Source organism: Paenibacillus flagellatus, assembly GCF_003217775.1.
GTDB lineage: Bacteria > Bacillota > Bacilli > Paenibacillales > NBRC-103111 > Paenibacillus_AB > Paenibacillus_AB flagellatus.
The window spans coordinates 409889-433398 of the sequence record NZ_QJVJ01000001.1; the positions used below are offsets into that span (position 1 = coordinate 409889).

The 23510-nt window shown below is 63.5% G+C and carries 17 protein-coding genes and 1 riboswitch; of the genes, 4 read left to right on the plus strand and 13 right to left on the minus strand.

The genetic code is table 11. From position 1 onward, the window contains the following. Positions 1–72: 72 nt before the first annotated feature. From DLM86_RS01940 to recQ, 3 genes are all read right to left on the minus strand, one after another. Positions 73–1482 carry an amino acid permease gene (locus tag DLM86_RS01940; protein WP_110838615.1) on the minus strand — a complete coding sequence of 470 codons (1410 nt, stop codon included), beginning with the start codon at positions 1480–1482 and terminating at the stop codon, positions 73–75. A 249-nt stretch (positions 1483–1731) separates the two neighbouring features. Next, positions 1732–2526: a M55 family metallopeptidase gene (locus DLM86_RS01945; RefSeq protein WP_110838267.1), complete on the minus strand. Its 795-nt coding sequence runs from the start codon at positions 2524–2526 to the stop codon at positions 1732–1734. A 36-nt stretch (positions 2527–2562) separates the two neighbouring features. After that, positions 2563–4353 (minus strand): DNA helicase RecQ, encoded by a 1791-nt coding sequence (recQ, locus tag DLM86_RS01950; protein ID WP_245954299.1) that lies wholly within the window; start codon positions 4351–4353, stop codon positions 2563–2565. 255 nt (positions 4354–4608) lie between these two features. Here recQ and DLM86_RS01955 point away from each other — a divergent pair, with 255 nt between their 5' ends. Further along, on the plus strand, positions 4609–5424 hold the full coding sequence (locus DLM86_RS01955) for a coiled-coil domain-containing protein (protein WP_110838269.1): 816 nt from the start codon (positions 4609–4611) through the stop codon (positions 5422–5424). Positions 5425–5475: 51 nt separating this feature from the next. Here DLM86_RS01955 and DLM86_RS01960 read toward each other — a convergent pair whose 3' ends face one another. Beyond that, complete coding sequence (locus tag DLM86_RS01960; protein ID WP_110838270.1) at positions 5476–6633, minus strand: HD-GYP domain-containing protein; 1158 nt, start codon at positions 6631–6633, stop codon at positions 5476–5478. A gap of 127 nt (positions 6634–6760) precedes the next feature. Continuing rightward, positions 6761–6848: riboswitch (cyclic di-GMP riboswitch) on the minus strand. 247 nt (positions 6849–7095) lie between these two features. On the opposite strand from DLM86_RS01960, the gene DLM86_RS01965 reads away from it, so the two are divergent. From DLM86_RS01965 to DLM86_RS31935, 3 genes are all read left to right on the plus strand, one after another. Beyond that, complete coding sequence (locus DLM86_RS01965; RefSeq protein WP_110838271.1) at positions 7096–8619, plus strand: serine hydrolase domain-containing protein; 1524 nt, start codon at positions 7096–7098, stop codon at positions 8617–8619. Positions 8620–9003: 384 nt separating this feature from the next. Beyond that, positions 9004–9552: a DoxX family protein gene (locus DLM86_RS01970; protein WP_110838272.1), complete on the plus strand. Its 549-nt coding sequence runs from the start codon at positions 9004–9006 to the stop codon at positions 9550–9552. 151 nt (positions 9553–9703) lie between these two features. Next, positions 9704–12340 carry an HAD family hydrolase gene (locus DLM86_RS31935; RefSeq protein ID WP_158289275.1) on the plus strand — a complete coding sequence of 879 codons (2637 nt, stop codon included), beginning with the start codon at positions 9704–9706 and terminating at the stop codon, positions 12338–12340. Here DLM86_RS31935 and DLM86_RS01990 read toward each other — a convergent pair. From DLM86_RS01990 to DLM86_RS02030, 9 genes are all read right to left on the minus strand, one after another. After that, the gene (locus DLM86_RS01990) at positions 12337–13203 is read right to left on the minus strand and encodes a glycosyltransferase family 2 protein (protein WP_110838276.1); all 867 of its coding nucleotides are present in this window, start codon (positions 13201–13203) and stop codon (positions 12337–12339) included. The two genes, DLM86_RS31935 and DLM86_RS01990, sit on opposite strands and share 4 nt — an antisense overlap. Positions 13204–13236: 33 nt before the next feature. Continuing rightward, complete coding sequence (locus DLM86_RS01995) at positions 13237–16329, minus strand: AAA family ATPase (RefSeq protein WP_110838277.1); 3093 nt, start codon at positions 16327–16329, stop codon at positions 13237–13239. After that, positions 16326–17495 carry an exonuclease SbcCD subunit D gene (locus DLM86_RS02000; RefSeq protein WP_110838278.1) on the minus strand — a complete coding sequence of 390 codons (1170 nt, stop codon included), beginning with the start codon at positions 17493–17495 and terminating at the stop codon, positions 16326–16328. The genes DLM86_RS01995 and DLM86_RS02000 overlap by 4 nt, the downstream gene beginning before the upstream one ends. 257 nt (positions 17496–17752) lie before the next feature. Beyond that, positions 17753–18112: a cytochrome o ubiquinol oxidase subunit IV gene (gene cyoD / locus DLM86_RS02005; RefSeq protein ID WP_110838279.1), complete on the minus strand. Its 360-nt coding sequence runs from the start codon at positions 18110–18112 to the stop codon at positions 17753–17755. A gap of 1 nt (position 18113) precedes the next feature. Next, positions 18114–18749: a cytochrome o ubiquinol oxidase subunit III gene (cyoC, locus tag DLM86_RS02010; protein WP_110838280.1), complete on the minus strand. Its 636-nt coding sequence runs from the start codon at positions 18747–18749 to the stop codon at positions 18114–18116. Continuing rightward, entirely contained in the window at positions 18749–20719 is a 1971-nt protein-coding gene (locus tag DLM86_RS02015) for a cbb3-type cytochrome c oxidase subunit I (protein WP_110838281.1), read from the minus strand. Before DLM86_RS02015 ends, cyoC begins: the two co-directional genes overlap by 1 nt. Then, positions 20703–21713 carry a ubiquinol oxidase subunit II gene (gene cyoA / locus DLM86_RS02020; RefSeq protein ID WP_110838282.1) on the minus strand — a complete coding sequence of 337 codons (1011 nt, stop codon included), beginning with the start codon at positions 21711–21713 and terminating at the stop codon, positions 20703–20705. The genes DLM86_RS02015 and cyoA overlap by 17 nt, the downstream gene beginning before the upstream one ends. Before the next feature lie 321 nt (positions 21714–22034). Beyond that, positions 22035–22286 (minus strand): hypothetical protein, encoded by a 252-nt coding sequence (locus tag DLM86_RS02025; protein ID WP_110838283.1) that lies wholly within the window; start codon positions 22284–22286, stop codon positions 22035–22037. A 135-nt stretch (positions 22287–22421) separates the two neighbouring features. Further along, positions 22422–23504 carry a DUF7309 domain-containing protein gene (locus DLM86_RS02030; RefSeq protein WP_425453935.1) on the minus strand — a complete coding sequence of 361 codons (1083 nt, stop codon included), beginning with the start codon at positions 23502–23504 and terminating at the stop codon, positions 22422–22424. Positions 23505–23510 lie beyond the last annotated feature (6 nt).

Here is a 23510-nt window from a genome sequence, read left to right on the forward strand (position 1 = left end):
GAACAAACGATGATCGTTCCGATGACCAATTATGATCGAATTGTTAAAAAAGGATGAACGTCCGGCACCGCGTCAACGGTCCGGCACGGAGCGACCCTGCTCCAGGTCGCATTGCTCGAGCGGGACGATCTTCGTCCGCTTCGCCCACTTGTAGCCGAGCCACAGCGCCACGAACAGCGGCAGCCCGATATACGAGACGAGAAGGCCCTCCCAGTCGACCGCCCCGGCCGTAAACGCCGATACGTTCTGCCCGAGAATGACGATCGAGCAGAGCGCGAACGCGAACAGCGGGCCGAACGGAAACCATCTCGCCTTGTACGGCAGCTCGTCGAGCGATTTGCCCTGCGCCTTGAACGCCCGGCGGAACCGGTAATGGCTGATCGCGATGCCGAGCCAAATGAGGAAGCCGGACAAGCCGGAGGCGTTCAGCAGCCACGTAAACACCGCTCCCTCCCCGTACCGCGACGCGAGAAACGCGAAGCAGCCGACGACGGTCGTCGCGAGCAGGGCGAGGAGCGGCACGCCGCGCTTGTCCAGCCGCGCGAGCGGCTTCGGCGCGTAGCCTTCGTTCGCGAGCCCCCAGAGCATCCGGGTCGCCGCGTACATGGACGAGTTGCCGGCCGACAAAATCGACGACAGGATGACCGCGTTCATGATCGAAGCGGACAGCGCCAAACCGGCCTTGTCGAATACGATCGTGAACGGGCTCGACGCGACGTCGGTCAAATCCCCGCCTCCGCCGAGCGCCGGGTCGTCATACGGCAGCAGAAGGCCGATGACGCCGATCGCCAGCACGTAGAACAGCAGGATGCGCCAGAACACTTGGCGGATCGCCTTCGGCACCGTACGCCGCGGATCGTCCGTCTCGCCGGCCGCCACGCCGACCAGCTCCGAGCCGAGAAACGAGAAGCCCGCCACCATCATCGCCCCGAATACGGCGAGCCAGCCTCCGTGGAAGGGCGCATCCCCATGCGTGAAATGGGAGAAGCCGACCGGCTCCCCGCCCATAATGCCGACGATCATGAGCAGACCGACGACGATGAAGATAATGATCGTCGCCACCTTGATCATCGAGAACCAATACTCCGTCTCCCCGTAGCCTTTGACCGACAAGGCGTTCAAGAGAAACAGCAGCGCGAGGAACAGCCCGCTCCACAGCCAGGACGGGCTGTCGGGCAGCCAGTAGCCGACCGCCACCGCTCCCGCCGATATTTCCACCGCGATCGTAATCGCCCAGCTGTACCAATAGTTCCAGCCGAACGCGAAGCCGAGCGCCGGGTCCACGAACCGGGCCGCGTATGTGCTGAACGAGCCGGATACCGGCATGTACGTCGCCATTTCCCCCAGGCTCGTCATGAGAAAATAAACCATCGCGCCGATCACCGCATACGCGGCCAGCGCTCCGCCGGGTCCCGCGTCGCGGATAATCGATCCGCTTGCGAGGAACACCCCGGTGCCGATCGCGCCGCCGAGCGAAATCATCGTCAGATGGCGCGCTTTCAGTTTGCGTCGCAGCGATTCGCCGCTTGTCGTCGTTGTTCGTTTCACGTAGCTTCCGCACCTTTTCCCGAAAATGGCTATATGACCGCTATCCTATTTAACATCGGCCGCCGTCATTTTTCATCAAGAAAATGATGGAAACGCCCGGCGGCGCACGAAAAAACCTCCTCCCGGAATTGTTTCACTCCGGAAAGAGGTTCATTCTCGGCTTTCGCGCCGATTTCGACCGATTTACAGCGCCCGGACGAGCAGCCGGGTAAAATCGTCGTCGCGGTACAGCACGCTCAAGCCGTCCACCCGAACGGAACGGTCGCCGTCGCAATATTTGAAGTCGGCGATATCCGTGCTCATGTAGCGGACGAGCATCTCGTACGGTCCCGGGATGACGTGCGGCTTGCACCGCTTCCGTCCCGCGACCGCCTCCTTGACGGCTTCGCGGATTTCCGCGCGAACTTGCTGCGGCGCTTTCATGAGCGCGGCATGGCGGGCGACCGCATATTTCGTCGCGTAGACGGAGACGCCCTCGAGCTCGGCTTCCGCTTCGCGGCACGTGGCGTCGTCGCCGGTGACGAGAAGGACCGGCACGCCCCGCGCGCCGAACAGATGGCCGTCGAGCGCGATTTCGCCGACGGGCTTGCCGTTCAGCTCGACATGCTGATAAGAGGCCGAGGAGAACGTATGGTCGCGGACCGCCCGCTTCGCTCCGGCCATGCCGTGATAGCCGATCAGCATGGCGCCGTCGAACGATTCGTCGAGCCCCGGGAACCGCTCCGCGAGCGGCGAAGCTCCCATGCAATACAGCGCGCCCGGATGCAGCAGCTCCGGCACGAAGTTGTACCCGGTCGCGTGAGCGTCCTTGACGATAATTTCGGTCGCGCCCGCCTCCAGCAGCCCTTCGACGATGGCGTTCACTTCGTGCGTCAGCAGATGGCGGCCTTCCTGATAAAAATAGTCCCCGCGCTTCAATTGCTCCGGAAGGGCGATCCCCGCGATGCCCTCCATATCGACGCTGACATAAATTTTCATCCCGCTTCTCCTCCTCCAAATGCGAGCCGGCCCGGCTTATCCGGCCGTATGCTCGACGATACATTGCAGGAATTCTTGGCCGTACTTGCGGTACTTGTGCTCCCCGACGCCTTTGACCGACAGCATCTCGTCCTCGGACTGCGGCAGCATGACGCACAGCTCCCGCAGCGTCGAGTCGTGAAAGATCGTGTACGGCGGCACCCGGTCCCGCTCGGCGAACGACTTGCGAAGCTGGCGCAGCTTCTCGAACAGCGACTCGTCTCCGGCGTCCGTCGTGGAGGCGGCCGCCCGCTTCACCGGCGTCACCCGCTGGAACACTTGCGCCTTCCCTTCGAGCACCGTTTTCGCTTCGGCCGTCAGCGTCAGCACCGGATATTGGCTGTCCGTCAGCTTCATGTACCCGTCGGCCACGAGCACGTTGATCAGGTTGACGATGTCCTTCTCCTTGCGCGAGCTCATCGCCCCGTACGTCGGCAGCCGGTCGAAGCCGAACTGCCTCACCTTCGCATCGTTCGCCCCGCGCAGCACCTTCGCCGTGAGCGTAATGCCGAACCGCTGCTTCATGCGGGCGACGCACGAAAAGATTTTTTGCGCGTCGAGCGTCACGTCCGCCACCTCGCGGTCGTCCGTGCAGCTGCTGCACCTGCCGCACGCCTGCCCTTCCGGGTCTCCGAAGTAACGGACGATGTACTTCTGCAAGCATTCCGTCGTATGGCTGTACTCGACCATGCCGTGCAGGTTCCCGTACTCGATCGTCTTCCGTTCCTCGTCGCTCTCGCCCTGCTCGATCAAAAACTTTTGCGTCATGACGTCCTGCGGCGCGTACAGCAGGATGCATTCCCCGGGCTGCCCGTCGCGGCCGGCGCGGCCGGCTTCCTGATAGTACGATTCGACATTTTTGGGAATATTATAGTGAATGACGTAACGGACGTTGGACTTGTCGATTCCCATGCCGAACGCGTTCGTGGCGACCATCACCTTCAGCTCGTCGTACAGGAACAGCTCCTGGCTGCGCGCCCGCTCCTCGTCGCTCAAGCCCGCATGGTAACGTCCGGCGCGGATGCCCAGCTTGACCAAGTAGCTGCAGCACTCCTCCACCTCCCGGCGGGTGGACGCATAGACGATGCCGGAATCGCCGGCGCGATTGCGGACGTACTCGGCCAAGTAAGCCTTTTTGTCGACGCCCTTCAAGACGAAGAAGCTCAGGTTGTCCCGCGCATACCCGGTCGTCACCCGGACCGGATCGTTCATGCGCAAATGGCGGACGATGTCCTCCTTGACTTTGTCGGTCGCGGTTGCGGTGAACGCCGCTACGACCGGCCGCGGGCGAATGACGTCGAGCAGCCGGCTGATCGACATGTAGCTCGGGCGGAAGTCGTGCCCCCATTGCGAGACGCAGTGCGCCTCGTCGACGGCGACGAACGGGATGTGCAGCTCGCCGAGCAGCCGGACGAACCGATCCGATTCGAGCCGCTCGGGCGCGACGTAGACGAGCTTGTACCGGCCCGCCGCGATGTCGCGAAACCGCGCGTTCACCTCCTGCGCCGACAGCGTGCTGTTGATGAACGTCGTCGGGATGCCCGCCTGGTTGAGCGTGTCAACCTGGTCCTTCATGAGCGAGATGAGCGGCGACACGACGAGTGTAACGCCGTCCATCGCGGCGGCCGGAACCTGGTAGCAGATCGACTTGCCCGCGCCGGTCGGCATGACGCCGAGCGCGTCGCGGCCGGCCATAATGCCCGCGATCAGCTCCTCCTGCCCTTTTTTGAACGTATCGTAGCCGAAGTGCGTTTTAAGTATCGATTTCGCCTGCGCTTGCGCCTGCACTTCATGTCCCCCGCTTTCCTCGCGATTGTTCCGACTTCCACTATACCACATCCGAGTCCCTTTTTTGGCATAAAAAGTGAAGCTTCGAATCGACCTTGACAGCCGCCGGACAAGTACGGTATAGTGAACGCGAATTCAAATATGCGCGTGAAAAACGTTTGCGACGGAAGCACCGGTTCGTAAAGGCTGACAGCCTTTAGGTCCGGTGCTTTTTTTGTCGTCCGCCGTTTTTGCGCGCGCCGAGGAGGGATTCGATTGGGGAAAGGACGAGTATGGGCGGCGGCAACCGCCGCGCTGCTGGCGATCGCGACGGCGTCTCCCGTCGCATCGGCCGCTTCGTACGAGCTGTCGGCCACGGCCAAAGCCGCGTTCGACAAAATGGCCGCGAATGCGGGCGGGACGCTGCAGCAGAAGCTGACCGCGCAGTACGGCGAGCTGCTCTCGCTGCAGAGGCAGGAACGAAGCCTGGAGGAAGCCGTCAAGACGCTGCAGAAGAGCAACGACGAGGCGCTGTCGGACGTTCGCGCGCGCATCAAGCAGATCGACGCGGCCAAGCTCGAGAAGCTGAAGCAGGAGGCGGATCGGACGAAGGAGCGGTACAAGCCGCTGCTGGAGCAGTACACCGCCTTGAACAAAAGGCTGGAGGCGGCCCGGGCGATGAAAAGCAAGGAGCTGAGCGCCTTGCTCCGGCTTCAGGCCGATGCGATGAAGCCGGCCGTCCAGCTCGCCAAGCTGGACATCCAGGCGAAGGACAACGCGCTGCAAACGGCGAAGCGGAGCGTGTCCGACAAGCAGAAAGCGATCCGGGGGACGCTTGCGGGCATCGAGCCGCTCGAAGCGAAAATCCGGGCCGAGCGGGACGCCGAGAGCGCGCAAAAGAAGCAGGCGGCCGCCGATTGGAAGTCGTTCCCGCCGCACGTCAAGCAGGCCGACGCCCGAGCGGCGGCGAATACGCTCGAAGCGCTCGTCGCCCGGTACCGCCAAATGGTCGACCGCAAGGAGGCGATCCGCGGCCTGGAAACGCAAATAAGCTCCGTCATCGCCAAGGCGAAGGAGCAAATTCCCGGCTAGCCGGAAGGGAGCGTCCGTCTCCCTTCCGGCTCCGCCGAATCGAGCTGTCGCTTAACCGACGATCTCCTTGATCTTCACGTCGTTCGTCTTGCTCAAGTCGAGAAATTCGCCGCCTAGCGAGACGAGCGGACTCGTCGGGTAGTTCGCGTTGATCAGGACGATTTGGCCCCGCCGGTCGTCGGTCAATACGATGTCGCTGCCGACTTGGGCGGCCATGAGACGATGAAGGAACGTCATGCCGACGGCGGAATCGAACCGGTTGCGGACGATGTCGCCGTGAAGCTCCTTGATGACCTGATAGAACGGCATCGCCGGTCTTTGGGGCCGGTCCGACGTCATCGCAAGGTAAACGTCCGCCAGCGCTACGATTTTGGCGAACGGGTGAATGTCCGGCCCTTTCAGCCGCGCCGGATAACCGCTTCCGTCCTCCCGCTCGTGATGCTGCAGCGCGACCAGCGCGACGCGCTCGTCCACGCCCGACTGCTTCAGCAGGTCGTACCCGATGACGGTATGCTGCTTCAGGATTTCGTATTCGTGCGGCTGCAGCTCCGTCGTCTTGTGGACGAGCGCGCTCGGCAGCTTCACGGAGCCGATGTCGCACAGGCTGGCGCCCATCGTCAGCCGGGCCGTCTCGTTCTCGTCCAGCCGCAGCCACCGGCCGAGCATCGAAGCGACGAAGGCGACGCCGATGCTGTGCTTGAACCGGAAATCGCCCTCCGCCTTCAGCTCGGCGAACAGCTTGTAGATGTTGCGCTTCTGCGTCGCTTCCCGTATGGCGGGCAGAACGCTCCGTTCGACCTCCTCGATCGGAATTTTGCCCGTATCGAGGACGAGCTTCTCGATTTCCCGCATTTTGGCGTCGGCCAGCTTGGCCAGCTCGCCGGCTTCCGGATGGGCCGAGGCGATCCGCGGAGGCGGGGCGGCCGGCTTGCCCGCCTCGACGGCGCGTCCTTCGGAAGGCCCGGACTCCGTTTCGGCCGCCTGCGTCCCGGCGGCGTCGGCGGTCCGTTCGTCAGGCGTCTCGGCCCCCGTCTCGTCCTCCTGCAGCCCGGCGGAGATGTCGGCAATGTCGATGCCGAAGTTTTCCAGCTTCTCGACGTGGCTTTCGGTCAAGATCGTATCCGCGGGCACGAGCACAACGCCTTTGTCGCTCACGATGCTGTCGAGCAGTTTTTTTCCGATCAAGTCTTCGTACCGTTCGTAGCGCATGCGGGAAATTCTCCTCCTGGTAACGTGTCGGGTCGATGAAATGAAAACGATTTCAATAAGCAAAAAGCCCCGGCTTCACAAGGAAGCCAGGACGATGTAACAACCGGTTGCGAATCTCCGCCTAAGCTTCGGCAGCTCAGCCACCATCGGTTTCGCGAACCTGCAGGTCTGCCGCTTTGCGACCTTATCTTTCGATAAGTGTGCCTTTTCCGCTTTCCACTATATTCCTACCCATCATATACGATCGTCCCGATAAAATCCACCCTAATTTTGGAGATTCCGGTCGAATTTTGTTCGGAACCGGGACTTCCGGTTTATGACCGGTCATGGTCGCGCGTCGGTAGCCGTCGCCGGAGGGTGCGCAAGCTTACGAAATCGCAAGCCGATCCGCAAGCGGGTCGTAAGCTTGCGCCGGTACAATCGGATCCGTACCCGCACATTGGAAAGGATGATCCCATCGCCATGAAACGAAGCACGTTCCCGATCCGCTGCAGGTGGCTGGTCATCGCCGCGGCCGCCCTGCTGGGCGCGGAAGCGGCCACGATTCGGATTTCGAACCGGGCGTATGCCGCCGCAGATCCGTACGCGGCCGTAACCGCACATCCGACAAGCCGGACGGTCGACTTGAAGCTGAACAGCCATCCCGCGCGCTTCGAGCGGCCCGCTATCGAAATCGACGGCGTCGTATTCGCTCCGTTTCGCGACCTGTTCGAGCTGTTCCAAGGAGCCGAAGTATCGTGGGACCCGGACAAGCAGGCGGCGTCCGTCCGCATCCCCGCCCTGCAGTCGGAAATCGTCGTCGCGATCGGCAGCCGGACGGCGAGGCTGAACGGCCGCGAGCTCGGGCTCGAAGCGGACGTCCGTCTGATCGAAGGCAAGACGATGATTCCGCTGCAGCGGCTTAGCGAAGCGATGGGGGCCCGTTTGGAACGGGATCCGACCGGGTCCGCCGTCCATTTGGTCCGCAAAGGGTTGGCCAATCTGTTGAAGACGGAAGCGAGAACGGGCCGTACCGGGGAATTCCCCTCACCGTCGTCGTGGCCTTCGGCGGCCGACTGGGATTTGCAGCGGAAAATCGACTGGGTGGACCGCTTTTTGGCGGACAACCGGTTCAACGGCTCGGTACTCGTCGCAAGTGGGGAAAAAGCGCTGTTGAACAAAGGGTACGGCTTGGCGGACGACGGAGCCCCGAACGGTCCGCAGACGAAATTCCGGCTGATGTCGGTTTCGAAATCGTTTACCGCGGCGGCGATTTTGAAGCTGGAGGAGCAGGGCCGATTGAGTCTGCAGGACCCGATCGGCGCATATGCGGAAGGATTGCCCTTCGGGGATCGGGTCACGCTCCATCATTTGCTCTCGCATACGTCGGGTCTCGCCCGGGAATACGACCGTTCCCCCGATTACACGCTCGAACGGCTCGTGGCCGATTTGAGGGACGACAGCTTGGCGTTCGAACCCGGAACCGGGTACCGGTACAGCAACGCCGGCTACGCCCTGCTTGCCTACGTCATCGAGCGGGTTTCGGGGGTCTCTTACGGCGACTTTTTGCGAACGAGCCTGTTCGAGCCGCTCGGCATGACCGGGTCGGGGCAGTATCTCGCGTCGAGTCCGCCGGAGCGAATGGCCAGGGGCTATTGGGACGACGGGGAGAAGCTGCGCCCGGACGCTCCGCATTTCTCGCTTCCGGGAGGAGGCGATCTGTATTCGACGACGGAGGATTTATGGAGGTGGGAGCGGGCATTGACGGCCGGGGAAGCGCTGAGTTCCGACTCCTACGCCAAAATGACGAAGCCGAATAGCAAGTCGTACGGCTACGGGCTCCATATCGGCCGAGACGGCTCGCTGTATCACGAAGGCTCCGGCTCCGGATTTTCCGCGTTTTATTACCGGCATCCCGAGCGGGACCGGACGATTGTACTGCTCAGCAACGTGTCGGATGTGAAGATCGACGATGTAGGCTTGTCGATCGCGAAGTGGCTGCCATAACGCGACAAGAAGGCGTTTCCGGCCCGGGCGAGGTTCCCGTGCGGGAAGCGCCTTCTGCCGTATGCGGCTCGCTCCCGGTCCCCCCGCATTCTTTTTTTCAAATTTCGCCGGAACGTGATTTTTGTCACAGGCAAGCGATAATCCGCGTGTTACAGTAAAGACGTGGAAAGGAAACTACAAGCGGGCAAGAGCAGGAAAGGAAGCGATGCAGGATGCGCTACGCGAGGCAGGCATCCGGACAAACCCGAAATCGTCCGGCGGTCGGGCAATCCCGAACGGAAACGTCGCGAGCCGAGGTCGATCTGTCCCTCGATTCAATGAAGCTGCTTTTTTTCAATCGCCTTTGTGAAATTATTCACTAGTAACGTTGAAGGAGTGGTTCTCATGTTGTTCAAACTTTGGAGAGAAAACAATGTCGCCGCGATCGCCCTGTTCTTCATCCGGCTCTACATCGGTTGGGAATGGATGCACCATGGTTGGGAAAAACTGACGGGCGGCTTCGACGCCGGCGGCTTCCTCAAAAACGCGATCGCGAAGCCGGTGCTCGACAAGGCGACGAATACGGCGGTGTATCCGACCTTCACCGCGTTCCTCGAACACTTCGCCCTGCCTAACGTGAAGCTGATTAACTTCCTCATCCCGCTCGGCGAGTTTCTGGTCGGTCTCGGCCTCATCCTCGGAGCGCTGACGACCGCAGCCGCGTTCTTCGGCCTGATGATGAACTTCATGTTCCTGTTCGCCGGCACCGTAAGCACGAACCCTTGGCTCGTCCTGATCGGACTGATCGTCCTGGTCGGCGGCGCCAACGCCGGCAAATACGGCGTCGACTACTACCTGCTGCCGCTGCTGCGCAAAACGGCACGCCGTTTCAACGGCAAAAATAAAAACAAGCCGGACGCCTACCACGGCAAGCATGCTCCGCTCAACGTCTAACCCGCCGGCGTACGCGCCGGACGACGAAACCTCCGCTCCCGTCAGGGCGGAGGTTTCGTCATGCATTCGCCGGAAACGGTGCGCCGGCCTTGCTTCTTCCGCCCGGCGCGTCTACACTGAAGGAAGGAAATAGCTGCCGGGAGGAATGAGGATGCGAACGGTCGAAACGGGAGCGAGTCCCGACGATGAATTATGGCGGCGAGACGTCTACTTACGCGGAATCGAGCGCCGGCTGGACAAGCTGCGGCTGCTCAGCCTGGACGTCTTCGATACGCTGCTGCTGCGGGCGTGCGCGAGTCCGGCGGACGTTTTCGAGCGGGCGGCCGCCCGGGCGGCGAAGCGCGGACTGTTCGCGCGGCCGACGACGCCGGGCGAATTTCGCGCGCTGCGGATCGAGGCGGAACGGCGAGCGCGGGACGACGACCGGTCGGGAGCGGCCGAGACGACGCTCGAGCGGATTTACGACAAGCTGCCGGCCGCTCTCGGCGACCGGCAGGCGCTGCTGACGCTGGAGCTCGAGGCGGAGCGGGAGCTTTGCTTCGTCAATCCGAACGTGGCGTCGCTCGTCCGGCATTGCCGCAGCCGGGGCGTCGCGGTCGCGCTCGTCAGCGACATGTACTTGTCGGCACGGCAAATCGTCTCGCTGCTGACGGCGAACGGATTCGATGCGGCGACGGTCGACGCCGCGCTCGTCTCGTCCGAGCGCGGCTGCGGCAAGCGGTCGGGGCGGCTGTTCGACGCGCTGCTGGAGTCGTTTCCGGACGTGCGCGCCGACGAAATCGTCCATATCGGCGACAACGAATCGGCGGACGTCGGAGGCGCGGCGAAGCGGGGCATCGCCGCCATTCCTTATGCGGCGGTACCGGAGACGATCGACAGCCCGTTTCATTGGGAACGCGTGCGCCACGGCGCCGTGCTGCCGGAGCTGATCGCGATCCGCAAGCTGGCGGCGGCGACGCTGCCGGACGGGAACGGCGGACAAGAAGGACAGCTGGGGACAAGAGCAGAGGTAAGCGACGCGGAGAACCGGAACGGAACCGTTGACCGACACAGTGACCGGAACGGTCCGGTCGACGGTGACGGGAACGGAGGCGGAAACGCGAACGGCGACCGGAACGGCGACGAGAATGGCGGCAAGAACGGAAACGGGAACGGTCCGGTAGACGGCGAAGCCCTCTCGTTCTTCCGCCGCTTTGGCGCCGGGATGCTCGGGCCGTTCGTGCAAGGCTTTTGCGATTGGGTGCTCGACGTGTGCGCCTCCGCCGGCCGCACGGAAATTCATCCGCTGATGCGGGAAGCGCATCTGCTCGCTCCGGCGCTCGAGCAGGCCGCCCGGATGCGCGGCTTGAACGTAGCCGTCAAACCGCTGTACGTGTCCCGGCAGGCGACGATGCTGGCGGCCATGGAACGGTTCGGGGAGCACGAACGGGACAAGGTGCTCGCACTCGGTCACATTACCGCGGGCGAGGTGCTGACGATGCTCGGCGTCGGTCCGAAGGAGATGCTATCGCTTCCGCCGGAGCTCGCCGGCCGGCTGAATGACGCCGTGGCGGACTGGGACGCGGAGGACGGCCGAAGCGGTTCGGCGGTCGGGGGCGCGAATCTGCTGGACGCGTTCAAATCGTTTCTGCTCCGGGAACCGGTCCGAGTGCGGGCGGAGCAAACGATCGCCGAGCAGCGCCGGCTGCTGCTCCGGCATATCCTGGAAACGTGCGAAGCGCCGGACAAGCTCGTCACGGTCGATCTCGGCTTCAACGGCACGATTCAAGCGGCCCTCGATGCAGCCTACGCGCTCGAAGGCGTTCCCGGGCAATCGATCCATCTGCTCGCCGCAGGAACGGAAGCCGCAGTCGAACGGCTGTTTCAAGGCACGGATATCCGGCGCTGGCTCGGAACGGGCGGTGAAGAGGGCGATTTGGCGAAACGGTTCGTCCGCAGCCCCGGCTTGATCGAGGAGCTGCTGATGGGCGAATTCGGCTCGACCGTGCGGTACGAGGCCGGACCGGACGGGCGGGTGTCTCCCGTCATGGCGGAGCTGTCGCTGCCGCCGGAGCAGTTCGCCTTCAAGCGGGCTTGCCGCGAAGGCGTGTTCGTCTTTCAGCGGGCGATGGCGCATTGGCGGACGAGGAAGCCCGCCCTCGCCTACGCCGCAGCCGGAGCGGGAGCGGCGGCATGGGCGAAGCCGATGCACCGCGTGCTCGACATGCCGACGCCCGAGGAAGCCCGCCGGCTGGGCGGCCTCGTCCATCAAGACAATTTCGGCGGCGTGCAGGTCGTCACGCTGGCCGACCCGCCCCTGATCCCTTGGCGGGAGAAAGGCGTCGACTATTTGATCGATTTGGGCAGCTTCGGGCCGAAGACGGCGAACTTGTTCTGGCCGCAAGGGATCGCGACGGCGAGCGAGCCGTACCGGCTGTACGAGTCGTTTTTGCGGCTCACGGATTCGTTCGGCAGCGCGGTGACCGCGTTCCGGACGATCGACCGGCTGAAGCGGGAGCCGTACGAACGCGCCTATTTGCTCGGCGAGGGCGGCGGGTTCGCGGACCGGCTCGCGGCCGAGGCGCTGCTGCACCGGGTCCGGCTGGATGCCCGCATCCGGATCGACCTTTCGCCAAACGCGAAAAAGCCGCCCGCGGAGCTTCAAGAGGCGGTTGCCTCCGACCGGGGCGGCCACGTCTACGTCATCGGGACGTTGACGGATATCGAGGAATATAAAACGTATTTAACGGAAGCGTACGCGCAGGCACGTCCCGGGCTCGCTCCGCGAATCGTCGAGCCGCTCGCTTAATCGCGGGCGGCTTTTTCGGCGTCCGCCGCATCCGCGGCGGCGCTCGCCGCGTACCGGGACCGGAACGGCTCGCCGTCCCACACGATCGTCGTTTCGGCCTTGCGGCCCCGGACGTCGGGCTCCTCGAGCAGCAGAAAAAAGTTTTTCGTCGGCAGCTCCCCAAGCCCGTGCTTTTCCGACAGCAGGTCCAAATACGGACGCATATCCTCCAGCTGTCCGGACAGGTTGGTTCCCCCCGATTGAGCGAAGGCGTACAGGACGCCCGCCGTCGGCACCCGGACGACGTCGAACCGCTCGGATACGCGCAGGAAAAAATCCCAGTCCCAATAATGATACACCCGCTCGTCGAACGCGCCGAGCGTATCGTGCACGCTTCTCCGGTACAGGCTGCCGGAAGGGACGAACGTCGAAAACCGGCGCATCGCCTCCAAGTCGTGCCGGTAAGCGAAGGGGAGCCGGCTCGCCGCCGTACGGGCGCCGTCCTTCCAGACGAATTCGACGATCTCGGCGTCGGAATACGCCAGATCGGCGCCGCTTCGCTCGAGCTCCGCGACCATCGTCTCCATGTGCGTCGGGACGAGCAGGTCGTCGTCGTCGCAAGGCATGACGTATTCGCCCTCCGCTTCGGCGAGCGCCCGGTTGCGGGCGGCGACGTGCTTTCCGTTGCGCTCCATGTCGACGACGCGGATGTCGAGCTCCGGGTACAGTCGGACGACCGGGTCGACCGACGCCCCGTTGTCGTTCACGATGACGATTTGCAGCCGCTTGTACGTTTGGCGGCTGAGCGACTCGAGCAGCTCGCCCAGCTCGGGCAATCGGTTATATGTAGGTGTCACGACGGTGACGAGAGGCGGCATGTTCATTCCCATCCTTTCCCGTTGCGAATGTTATCGAGGTTACTTGAGCACGATCGCCGTGCGGCTGAACCCTTCCTTCGTCTTGCGCACCTCCAGCACCGCCGGGAACGCGTCCTTCAGCTCCTGCACGTGGGAGATGACCCCGATCATCCGCCCCGCCTTCTGCAAATCGACGAGCGTCGCGATCGCCTTGGCGAGCGATTCCTCGTCGAGCGAGCCGAACCCTTCGTCGATGAACATCATCTCGATCGACACGCCGCCCTGGAACGATTGGATGACGTCGGTCATGCCCAGGGCAAGGCAGAGCGACGCATTGAACTTCTCGCCGCCGGACAGCGACTTGACGTCGCGGGTTTGCCCCGTATAGGCGTCGTACACGTCGAGACCGAGGCCGCTCTGCTTGCCCCGCGTCTCGAGCCGGTCGCTGCGCTGGAGCGTAAATTGGCCGTTGGACAGCCCGGAGAGGCGGACGTTGGCGGCGTGCAGGATGTGCTCCAAATATTCGATCAGGATGTAGCGCTCGAACGAAATTTTAAGCGGGTTGTCGCCCTTCAGCATCTGGTACAAATCGAGCACCTGCGCCAGCCGGTCTTCGAGCTCGCGTACCCGCTCCTGCGCCGTCCGGATCGCCGCCTGCAGCCGCGCGGCCTCCTGCCGGTACCGGTCGGCCGTCTGCAGGTCGGCCAGCGCCCGCTCGAGCTCGGCCTTGCGCTCGGCGATCGCCGCCGTCATCGCGTCCGCGTCGGCCGGCCGCTTGCCCTCGAGCTCGCGCGCCAGCTCCGCCGTCTGCCGCTCGAGGGCGGCGAACGCCTCGCGGAACGCGTCGATGCGCCCGCGCAGCTCGAGCCGCTCCGGCTCGGCCAGCCGCGCCGCCGCGTAGTCGGCCGGCGTCGCGAAGCCGCCCTGCGCCAGCTCCTGCGCGAGCCGTTCGCCGGCTTCGCGCAGGCTCGCCTCGGCCTCCGCGAGCTGCGCGGCCATCTGCGCCTCGCTCGCCCGCTCCTCCGCAAGCCGCGTCTGCGCTTGCTGCAGCCGGCGCTGCGCCTCCTTCCAGGCGGCGGCGAGCGCGTCGAGCGCGGCCGTCTGCGCCTGCAGCCGGCGCTCGAGCTGCTCCGGCGAGCGGAGCTCCTCCGGGATGCGCTCGAGCTCCTTGTCGAGCAGCGACCGCTTCGCGGCGCTTTCCACGGCGAGCTGCTGCTGGCGCGCGAGCAGCGCGTCCTTCGCCTGCGCGAGCGCCTCGAGCGTCCGGTCGAGCTTCGCGTCGTCCTCGCGCATCGGCTGCAGCGCCGCCGCCAGCTGCTTCAGCTTGTCCGTCTCCGCGCGGAGACGCTTCCCCTCCGCCTCGACGTCCGCGTACTGCTCCGCCAAGCCGGTCGGCGCGATGCTGTGCTCGGCCAGCTCGGAGGCGCCCGCCTCCCGGCTCGAGCGGGCGGCCGCCGCCTGCGCCCGGGCGGCGCTGAACTCCTGCTCGGCGTGCCGGAGCGCCTGCTTCGCCTGCGCGAGCGCCTCGCGCGACGGCACCTCCTCGCCGACGGCCGCCTTGCTCGGATGCGACTCGCTGCCGCACACCGGGCAAGGCTTGCCGTCGTGCAGATGCGCCGCCAGCAGGCCGGCCTGCCCTTCGATCCAGAGCGCCTCGAGCCGGTCGTGCTCGGCGCGGGCCCGCTCCAGCGCGCGCTGGCCGTCCGCTTCGGCGCGGCTCCAGTCGCCGAGCCGCTTCTCCAGCTCGAGCAGCTCCTTCAGCAGCCGCGCCTTGCCGCGCAGCCGGTCCAGCGCCTCGAGCTTCTCCGGCAGCGCCGCCGTCTCCGCCTCGGCCTCGCGCAGCCGCGCCGCGCCCGCCCGCTTCGCCTCGCGCGCCTCCGCGAGCTGCGCCTCGGCCGCCGCCAGCTTCTCGCGCCCGGCCTGCTCCTCGCGGAGCAGCCGCTCCGCCTCGAGCCGCCGCGCGGCCAGCTCGCGCACCGCCGGCGCCAAGTCGCCGAGCCGCTGCAGCTCGCGCTCGGCCGCCTTGCGCTCCGACTCGCGCGCCTCCTCGGCGCGGTGCGCGGCGTCCGCTTCGGCGAGCGCGCGCTCGGCTTCGGCGGCGTCGCGCCGCTTCGCGTCGAGCCGGGCGCGCTTCGCCGCGGCGTCCTGCGCCGCCCGGGCGGCTTGCTCCGCGTACGGCTCGATGCGCGCCGCCCGCTCGGCCAGCGCGAGCCGCCGCTCGAGCTCGGCGACGCCGGCGCGCTCGAGCTCGAGCTCCGCGAGCCGCACGCGCTGCCGCTCGAGGTCCGCGAAGCGGCCGTTCAAGAGCAGCGCGTCGCGCAGCTCGGCTTCGCGCCGGTCGAGGTCGGCCGCGAGCGCCGCCTTCCGCTCCTCGCCCGTCCGGGCGAGCTCGCCGTAATAGGCGATTTCCCGCTCCAGCCCGTCCGACACCTGCGCCGCACTGTAGACCGGCTGGGCGAACGTCGCGGCCAGCTCGCTTTCGTCGCGAAGCGGCAGCGTCTCCCTGACTTGAGCCAAGTACAGGTCGGCCCGGGCGGCCGCCTCCTTGTGGGCGTCCTTCAGCTCCCGGTGCTTCGACTGAAACCGCTCCTCCAGCTTCTCGTACAGCCCGGTCCGGAAAATGCGCCGGAGAATGTCCTCCTTGTTCTCCGTATCGGACGTCAGCAGCTTGCGGAATTCGCCCTGCGGCAGCATGACGATTTGGCTGAACTGCTCCTTCGTCAGCCCGATGATCGACTCCAGCTTCGCGTTGACGTCGGTGACGTGGAACCGGTCGACGCAGGGCGTCTCCTGTCCCGACGTCGTCTCGTACAGCTCCGCCTTGCCGCCGGTCTCGTTTTTGTTCGAGCCTTTCCGGTGGGGCATTTGCCGGAAGACGCGGTACGTCCGCCGGCCGACGGCGAAATGGAAGTCGACCGCCGTATGCGTCTCGTCCTCGGCGAAATGGCTGCGCAGCACGCGCGTCTCGGCGCGGTCCTCCCCGCTCGCCGAGCCGTACAGCGCAAAGCAGATCGCGTCGAAGATCGTCGTCTTCCCCGCTCCGGTATTGCCGGAGATGACGAACAGCCTCCGGTCCTCGAGCAGCCCGAAGTCGATCGTCTCCGAGTCGCGGTACGGGCCGAACGCGGTCATCGTCAGCTTGAGCGGCTTCATACGGCCCCTCCTTCCTCGCGCAGCAATTGTTCGTATGTATCGGCAAACAGCCGCCGCTTCGCTTCGTCCAGCGGCATGCCCTTCACTTCCTCGTAAAACGCCGCGAACAGCTCGACCGGATCGGCCTCCCGGCGCCCGCGGACCGCGTTCGCCCTGTCGGATGCGGCGGCCGTTTCGAGCGCCGAGGCTGGCCGGCGCTCGACATGGAGCGCGTTCGGGTAGACGGCGCGCACTTTTTCCATCGGGAACAGCACCGGATTGTCGTTCGTCAGCGTGACGAAGACGTAATCGTCGGACGGCGCGTGCTTCTCGATCTCTTCGATCGTGCCGCTGATCCGTCGCATGTCGCGCAGCGGCTTCAGCTCCCGGCGCTCGATCGTCGCCTGCCCCGACGCGTCCAGCTCCACGACGTAAAAGCATTTCCGGTGGGACTCCTCGGACGCGGAATATTTCAACGGCGAGCCGGCGTAGCGGATATGCTCGTGCTGCACGTAATGCGCCTGGTGCAGATGGCCGAGCGCCGTGTAGTGGAACGGGCGGAAATAGTCCGCGCGCACGTGCTCCGCCCCGCCGATCGACAGCGGGCGCTCGGAATCGCTCGTATTGTTCTTCGGCTCGCCGCCCGGCGTGACGAAGGCGTGGCCGACGAAGACGTGCCTCGCCTTCGGATCCATCGCGGCCTCGATGCGCGAGACAATCGCCCGCATCGCGTCGTCGTGGGTACGGATCGTCTCGTCCCCGAGTACCGCGCGCACCTGGGCGGGGTCGGCGTACGGCACGAGATGAACGTGCACGTCGCCGTGCGCGTCGCGCAGGACGACCGGGCGCGGGTCCGCCCGCAGCTGGCCGGCGAGGTGGAGCCCTCTTCCCTCCATAATGCGCGTGGCGAAGTCGAGCCGGTCCGGGCTGTCGTGATTGCCGGATATGGCCAGCACCGGCGTATTCAGATCGACGACGAGGCGCTCGAGCAGCTCGTCCAGCAGATCGACCGCCTCGGTCGGCGGCACGGCCCGATCGTACAAATCGCCGGCGATGAGCACCGCGTCGGGCCGCTCTCGTTCGACGGTCTCGACGAGCTCGTTCAAGACGTAGCGCTGGTCCTGCGTCATGTAGACGCCGTGCACGAGCTTGCCGAGGTGCCAGTCGGCGGTATGGATAAACTTCATGCTTCTATCTTCCTTTCCGGACATTCGTTTCGCGGTAAAAGACGGTAACACTGCCCTGTGCGCGGCTCGCACAAAACGAGCCGTCTATATCCATTCGTCCCGGAACCGCGTTATTCCTGTCCGCCCGACGCAATTTCGGCGCCAGCCAATTTTTCCCCGCTATCCGCGCATTACGGGATATATGGAAAAGGACGAAGGGCAATTGCCCTTCGTCCTTCATCACCCGGCCGCATCCCGGCGTCCGATTCCCGTCCGCCTTAATGCGCCACCGTATTGTACGTCATGATCCAGATCGAACCGATGACGATCGTCAGCAGAATGATCAACCCGAGAATGAGCGCCATCAAGTTGTAGCGCGGCTTCTCCTCCTCGCGCAAATGCATGAAGTAGACGAGCTGCACGACGAACTGGAGCACCGCCGTCCCGAGCAGGACGACCATCGCGGCCGTTCCTTCGAGCACGTCGTTCAGGATGACGACGAGCGGGATGATCGTCAGCACGATCGAGAGCAGGAAGCCCGTAACGTAAGATTTCAGCGAGCCGTGATGGTGCCCGCCGCCCGATGCGCCGTGCGAGCCGTCGTGTCCGTTCGAATGAGCCGAATGGTGCTGCGCCATCTTACATCACCCCCATCAAGTAAACGATCGTGAAGACGAAAATCCAGACGACGTCGAGAAAGTGCCAATACAAGCTGATGACGTTCACCTTGCGCCGCGTCACCGGCGTAATGCCCCGCTTCGCGAGCTGAATCATGAGCGCGACCATCCAGAACAGACCGATCGATACGTGAAGCCCGTGCGTGCCGACCAGCGTATAGAAGCCGGACAGGAACGCGCTCGTGCCGATCGTCGCGCCTTCGTGCACCATCGTGACGAATTCGCTGATTTCGAGCGTGATGAACGCGAGACCGAGGGCGGCCGTTACGGCCAGCCAGCCGATCAGCCCTTTTTTGTCGCCGCGGTTCATCGACAGCACCGCCAGCCCGCTCGTGAAGCTGCTCGTCAGCAGGATGAACGTCTCGGCGATGACGCCGGGCATTTCGAACAGCTCGTGCGGCGTCGGCCCGCCGTTCGTATTGCCGTGCAGGACGATGTACGTCGCGAACAGCGTCCCGAACAAAATACAGTCGGTAATGAGAAACAGCCAAAACCCGAACGTCCGTACCGCCTCGAGATCGTGGTGGCCGTCGTGGTGATCGTGATGGCCGCCCGCCGGATGCTTGGTATGGTGCGTGTTGCCGATTGCGTTGCCCATCAGACCGTCCCCCTCAGCTCGGCTTCCGTCTTGATGACCTCTTCAGCCGGAATATAGTATTCGTTATCGTACGTAAACGAATGGACGAGCATGCATGCCGCTACGCCGATGAAGCCGGGAATCGCCATCCAGAGCCAGTCGAACACGAGGCCGAAGCCCGCGACGAACCAGAAGAACGACATGATGAACGCGATGCCCGAATTGCCCGGCATATGGATCGGCTCGACCGGCGGCTTCGGCGGAACCGGCTTGCCCTGCTCGCGAAGCTGCTTCTCCTCCCACCAGGCGTCGCGCGAATGGACGACCGGAATCGTGGCGAAGTTGTAGGCCGGCGCCGGCGAAGGAAGCGACCATTCGAGCGTGCGGCCGCCCCACGGGTCGCCCGTCGTATCGCGCTCCATAAATTTCATGCTGTGCACGATTTGCCATACTTGGAAGATGAAGCCGATTCCCATCAGGAAGCCGCCGATCGTCGAGACGAAGTTGAGCTCCCACCATCCGCTGTCCCAGCCGTAGGCGTTGACGCGGCGCGTCATCCCCATCAGTCCGAGCACGTATTGCGGCATGAAGCAGACGTAGAAGCCGATGTTCCAGAGCCAGAACGCCCACTTGCCGATTTTCTCGTTCAGCTTGAAGCCGGTCACCTTCGGCCACCAGTAGTACAGCCCCGCGAAGTAGCCGAACGCGACGCCGCCGATGAGCACCTGATGGAAGTGTGCGATCAGGAAGTAGCTGTTATGGAACTGGAAGTCCGCCGGCGCGACGGAGAGCAGCACGCCGGTCATGCCGCCGACGACGAAGCACGGGATAAACCCGATCGTCCACAGCATCGGCGTCTTGATCGTCAGACGGCCGCGGAACATCGTGAACAGCCAGTTGAACACCTTGACCCCGGTCGGGATGGCGATGATCATCGTACTGACCGCGAAAAACGCGTTGACGTTCGCGCCCGAGCCCATCGTGAAGAAGTGATGCGCCCACGTGAAGAACGACACGACGCTGATGCTCATCAGGGCGAACACCATCGATTTGTAGCCGAACAGCCGTTTTTTCGAGAACGTGGCCGTAATTTCCGAGAAAATCCCGAACGCCGGCAGGATGACGATATACACCTCGGGGTGGCCCCACATCCAGATCAGGTTGATGTACATCATCGGGTTGCCGCCGCCGTCCAGCGTGAAGAAGTGCGCCCCGAGATACCGGTCGAGGAACAGCAGCGCCAGCGTCACGGTCAAGATCGGAAACGCCAGGATGATCGTCAAGCTGCTCGACAGCACCGACCACGTAAACATCGGCATTTGCATCAGCTTCATGCCGGGGGCGCGCATTTTCAAAATCGTCGCGATAAAGTTGATCCCCGTCATCAAGCTGCCGATCCCGGATATTTGGATGCCCCATATATAGAAGTCTTGCCCGACGCCCGGACTGTGCGACATTTCCGACAGCGGCGGGTAGGCGAGCCAGCCCGCGTCCGGCGAGCCGCCGATGACGAACGACAGGTTGAACAGCATCGCGCCCCAGAAAAAGAGCCAGAAGCTGAGCGAGTTCAGAAACGGGAACGCGACGTCGCGCGCACCGATCTGCAGCGGCACGACGAGGTTGAACAAGCCGAACATGAGCGGCATCGCCATGAACAGAATCATGATGACGCCGTGCGTCGTGAACACTTGGTTGTAGTGCTCCGGCGACAAAAACTCCATATCCGGGAAAGCGAGCTGCGTCCGCATGAGCAGCGCGTCCATCCCACCCCGGAACAGCATGAGCAGCGAGGCGATGACGTACATGATGCCGATCCGCTTATGGTCGACGGTCGTCAGCCATTCGCGCCACAGCCACGTCCATTTTTTGAAATACGTCAGGACGAACAGCACCGAAGCGAGCGTCAGGACGATCGCCACGTCGGCGCCGTAAATGAGCGGGTCGCCGGTGACGAAAAATTCGGAAGCGAACTGTTTAATGTTGTCCCACATGGCCGTTGCTCCCTTCGTTCTTTTTCGATCCGGCGGTGGAGCCGCCGTCTCCTTTGGTTGGGTTCGGGTTGGACTGTCCGTGTCCGGCGTGGCCGCCGTCGTTCGATTGCGCCGGCGTTCCGCCATGGCGGTGGGATGCGGCATATTTCGTTACCGTCTGCTCGAACAGCCCCTTCGGGAACGACGAGAAGCTGCGAACCTCGGACACGCCCGGCGTCGCGAGCTGCTTGTACCCTTCCTCGGTCAAAGCGGGCTCCTTGCTCTTGACGCCCGCCACCCATTCGTCGAATTGGGCTTGCGACGTCGCTCTCGCCGTGAAGCGCATCTTCGCGAAATCTTTGCCGCTGAAATTCGCGCCCGAGCCGAAATAGTCTCCCGGCTCGTCGGCCTGCAGGTTGAGCGTCATCGCCATGCCGGACATCGTATAAATTTGCCCGCCCAGCTGCGGAATCCAGAACGAGTTCATCGGCGCGTCCGACGTCAGGACGAACTTGATCGGCTTATCCTCCGGGAACTGGACGTAGTTGACGGTCGCGATCCCCTGCTCCGGATAATAGAACAGCCATTTCCAGTCGAGCGACGTCACCTGGATCGTCAGCGGCTTCTGCTGCGCTGCCGAAGCGAGCGGCCGGGACGGCTCCAAAATATGCGTATATTTCACGGTCACGAATCCGAGAATGGCGATAATGACGATCGGAATGCCCCACCAGATCGTTTCGAGCTTCGTGTTGTGCTCCCATTCCGGCTCGTAAGCCGCTTTATGGGAAGCTCTCTCCCGATACCGCCATACGATGATGGCCGTCAGGATCAGCACCGGCACGACCACGATCAGGCACAATGCCGTCGAAATGTAAATCAGGTCGCGCTGCTGCGCGCCGACCGGTCCTTTCGGATCGAGGACGATCAGCTTGTCGCTGCAGCCGGACGCGATGAGCGTCATCGCCATCAGCGAGAGCGCGGCGAACCATCGGCGGAACGTTCGTGCATGTTTCATCTGTCTCATCTCCTCACGCTCGTGCGGGAATGTCTCTTGTCTTTACCTTACCAGAAACGGCCGTGCGTTACTGCACAGTTAACAAAGGCGTCAACGAAACGTTGAATTTCCGTAAAACATTGTTCAACGTTTCGACAAGAACGTTTCCGAGAGCGTTTGCATCTGCCAAAGGTACCGTTTTCACGGCAGTAGGCGGCTGCGGCTTGGCGAAACATGACGCATACGATCCGCGTTTTTGTTCACACTATGGTCAAAAAGAAGCAAAAAAAGAAGGCAGCCCGTGCCGCCTTCCGCTTGTTATCGTATTTCGTTATCGACTCGTTATTGCTGCTTCGCCTTCCCCGTATGGAACAAACGGATCGCGGCGCCGATCATATAGATCTGTACGCTGCCGACGAGAAAGCCGATCCCGACCATCAGCCCCAAATTGCGGTCGGAGAAATCGCTTACCTCGAACAAACAAGTGACCAGTCCGATGCACAAAGCGATCCAAGCGACTACGGTCATTACGGATGCGAGACGGTTGCCGTCCTTCACGGCCTCTTGCTGGATGGCGATCGTTTTCGTCGTCATGTCGAACACTCCTTGCGATTGTCGTCGTTACGTATATTGTAACACACTTTTCGCAATTTGTTCATCATTTCTTCAAATTTCGTTCAACAAATGGACAAAAACGGGCAAAGGAGCGGCAGCCTGCCGCTCCTCGAGTCAAAACCCCATCAAAATGCCCAATCTCGCTTCCTCCAAAGCGGGAAGCTCGTCCGTGACGACTCCGCGAATTTTCAATCCGCGAAGGACGGGCTCCAGCGTCGCGAGGACCTCCTCGCCCAAAGCCCATACTTGACGAGGCGCCGCCTGCACCCGCTCCGCCAGCTCCAGCAGCTCGTACCCGATATCCGGACGCTCCCCCCACGGCTCGAACATGCCGGCATGAAGAATTTGCCCCGAATGTCCGTCGACGATCAACAGCATAAGCGGGTAATAGGGACGTTCGCCCTCGCCGACCGGAATCGGGGCGTGGAAGAGATCGACTTCCCAATGGGTCGGGAGCTTCTGCACCGCCTTGTGCAGCCGGCCGAGCCGAAGCTCATCCACGGCGGTCGATTCCGTCCGGACCGGGGACGCCTTCCGTGCCTTCTCCTGCGGTTTAAGCCGGCGGGTCGTCCACGTCGAGACGCCTCCGCTCGTTTCCGGCACCCGGACGACATATTCGCCGTCCGGCGTCGGAAGCAGCGCGTCGGGGTTCTTCGCGTGCTGCCCGGCAAGCAGGCTCGCCTGCTCCAAAGCCGCCGTCAGGAAGACGACCTGCTCCCGGCCGGTCAAAAACCACGGGACGAAGCCCGGATCGTAGGTACGGAACATCGGCCACGCCTTCGCTCCGCGAAACTTCAGCCCGAGCTGCTTGATGATCGACGTATCTTCCTTTTCCAGCTGGTCGCGGTCTTCGAAGGAGGCCATCAGGCAGCTTTGCGCGACCATCATCTCGTCGGGTCGCAGCTCGCCGGACGCCATCCGGAGCATCCCTTTCAGCCCTTCGGTCCCCCGGTATACGTTCAGCGCGAACACCTCGCCCAATCGGCCGAGCACGCAGCAGTAACCGATTTCGCCCGTGTCCGGATGCTGGACGCCGAATACGTGCTCCTCCGTGAGCCAGTTCCAGCATTGCAGCTTCTTGAATCGGACGGCCGCATCGTAGAGGGCGGCCCACTCTTGTATCGTAGGCGGTTTGATAAGAAATCGCTCCTTGCTTTTATTTCCGAAACGGTACGGTTCGGGAGTTTTGGCGTGTATCTATAC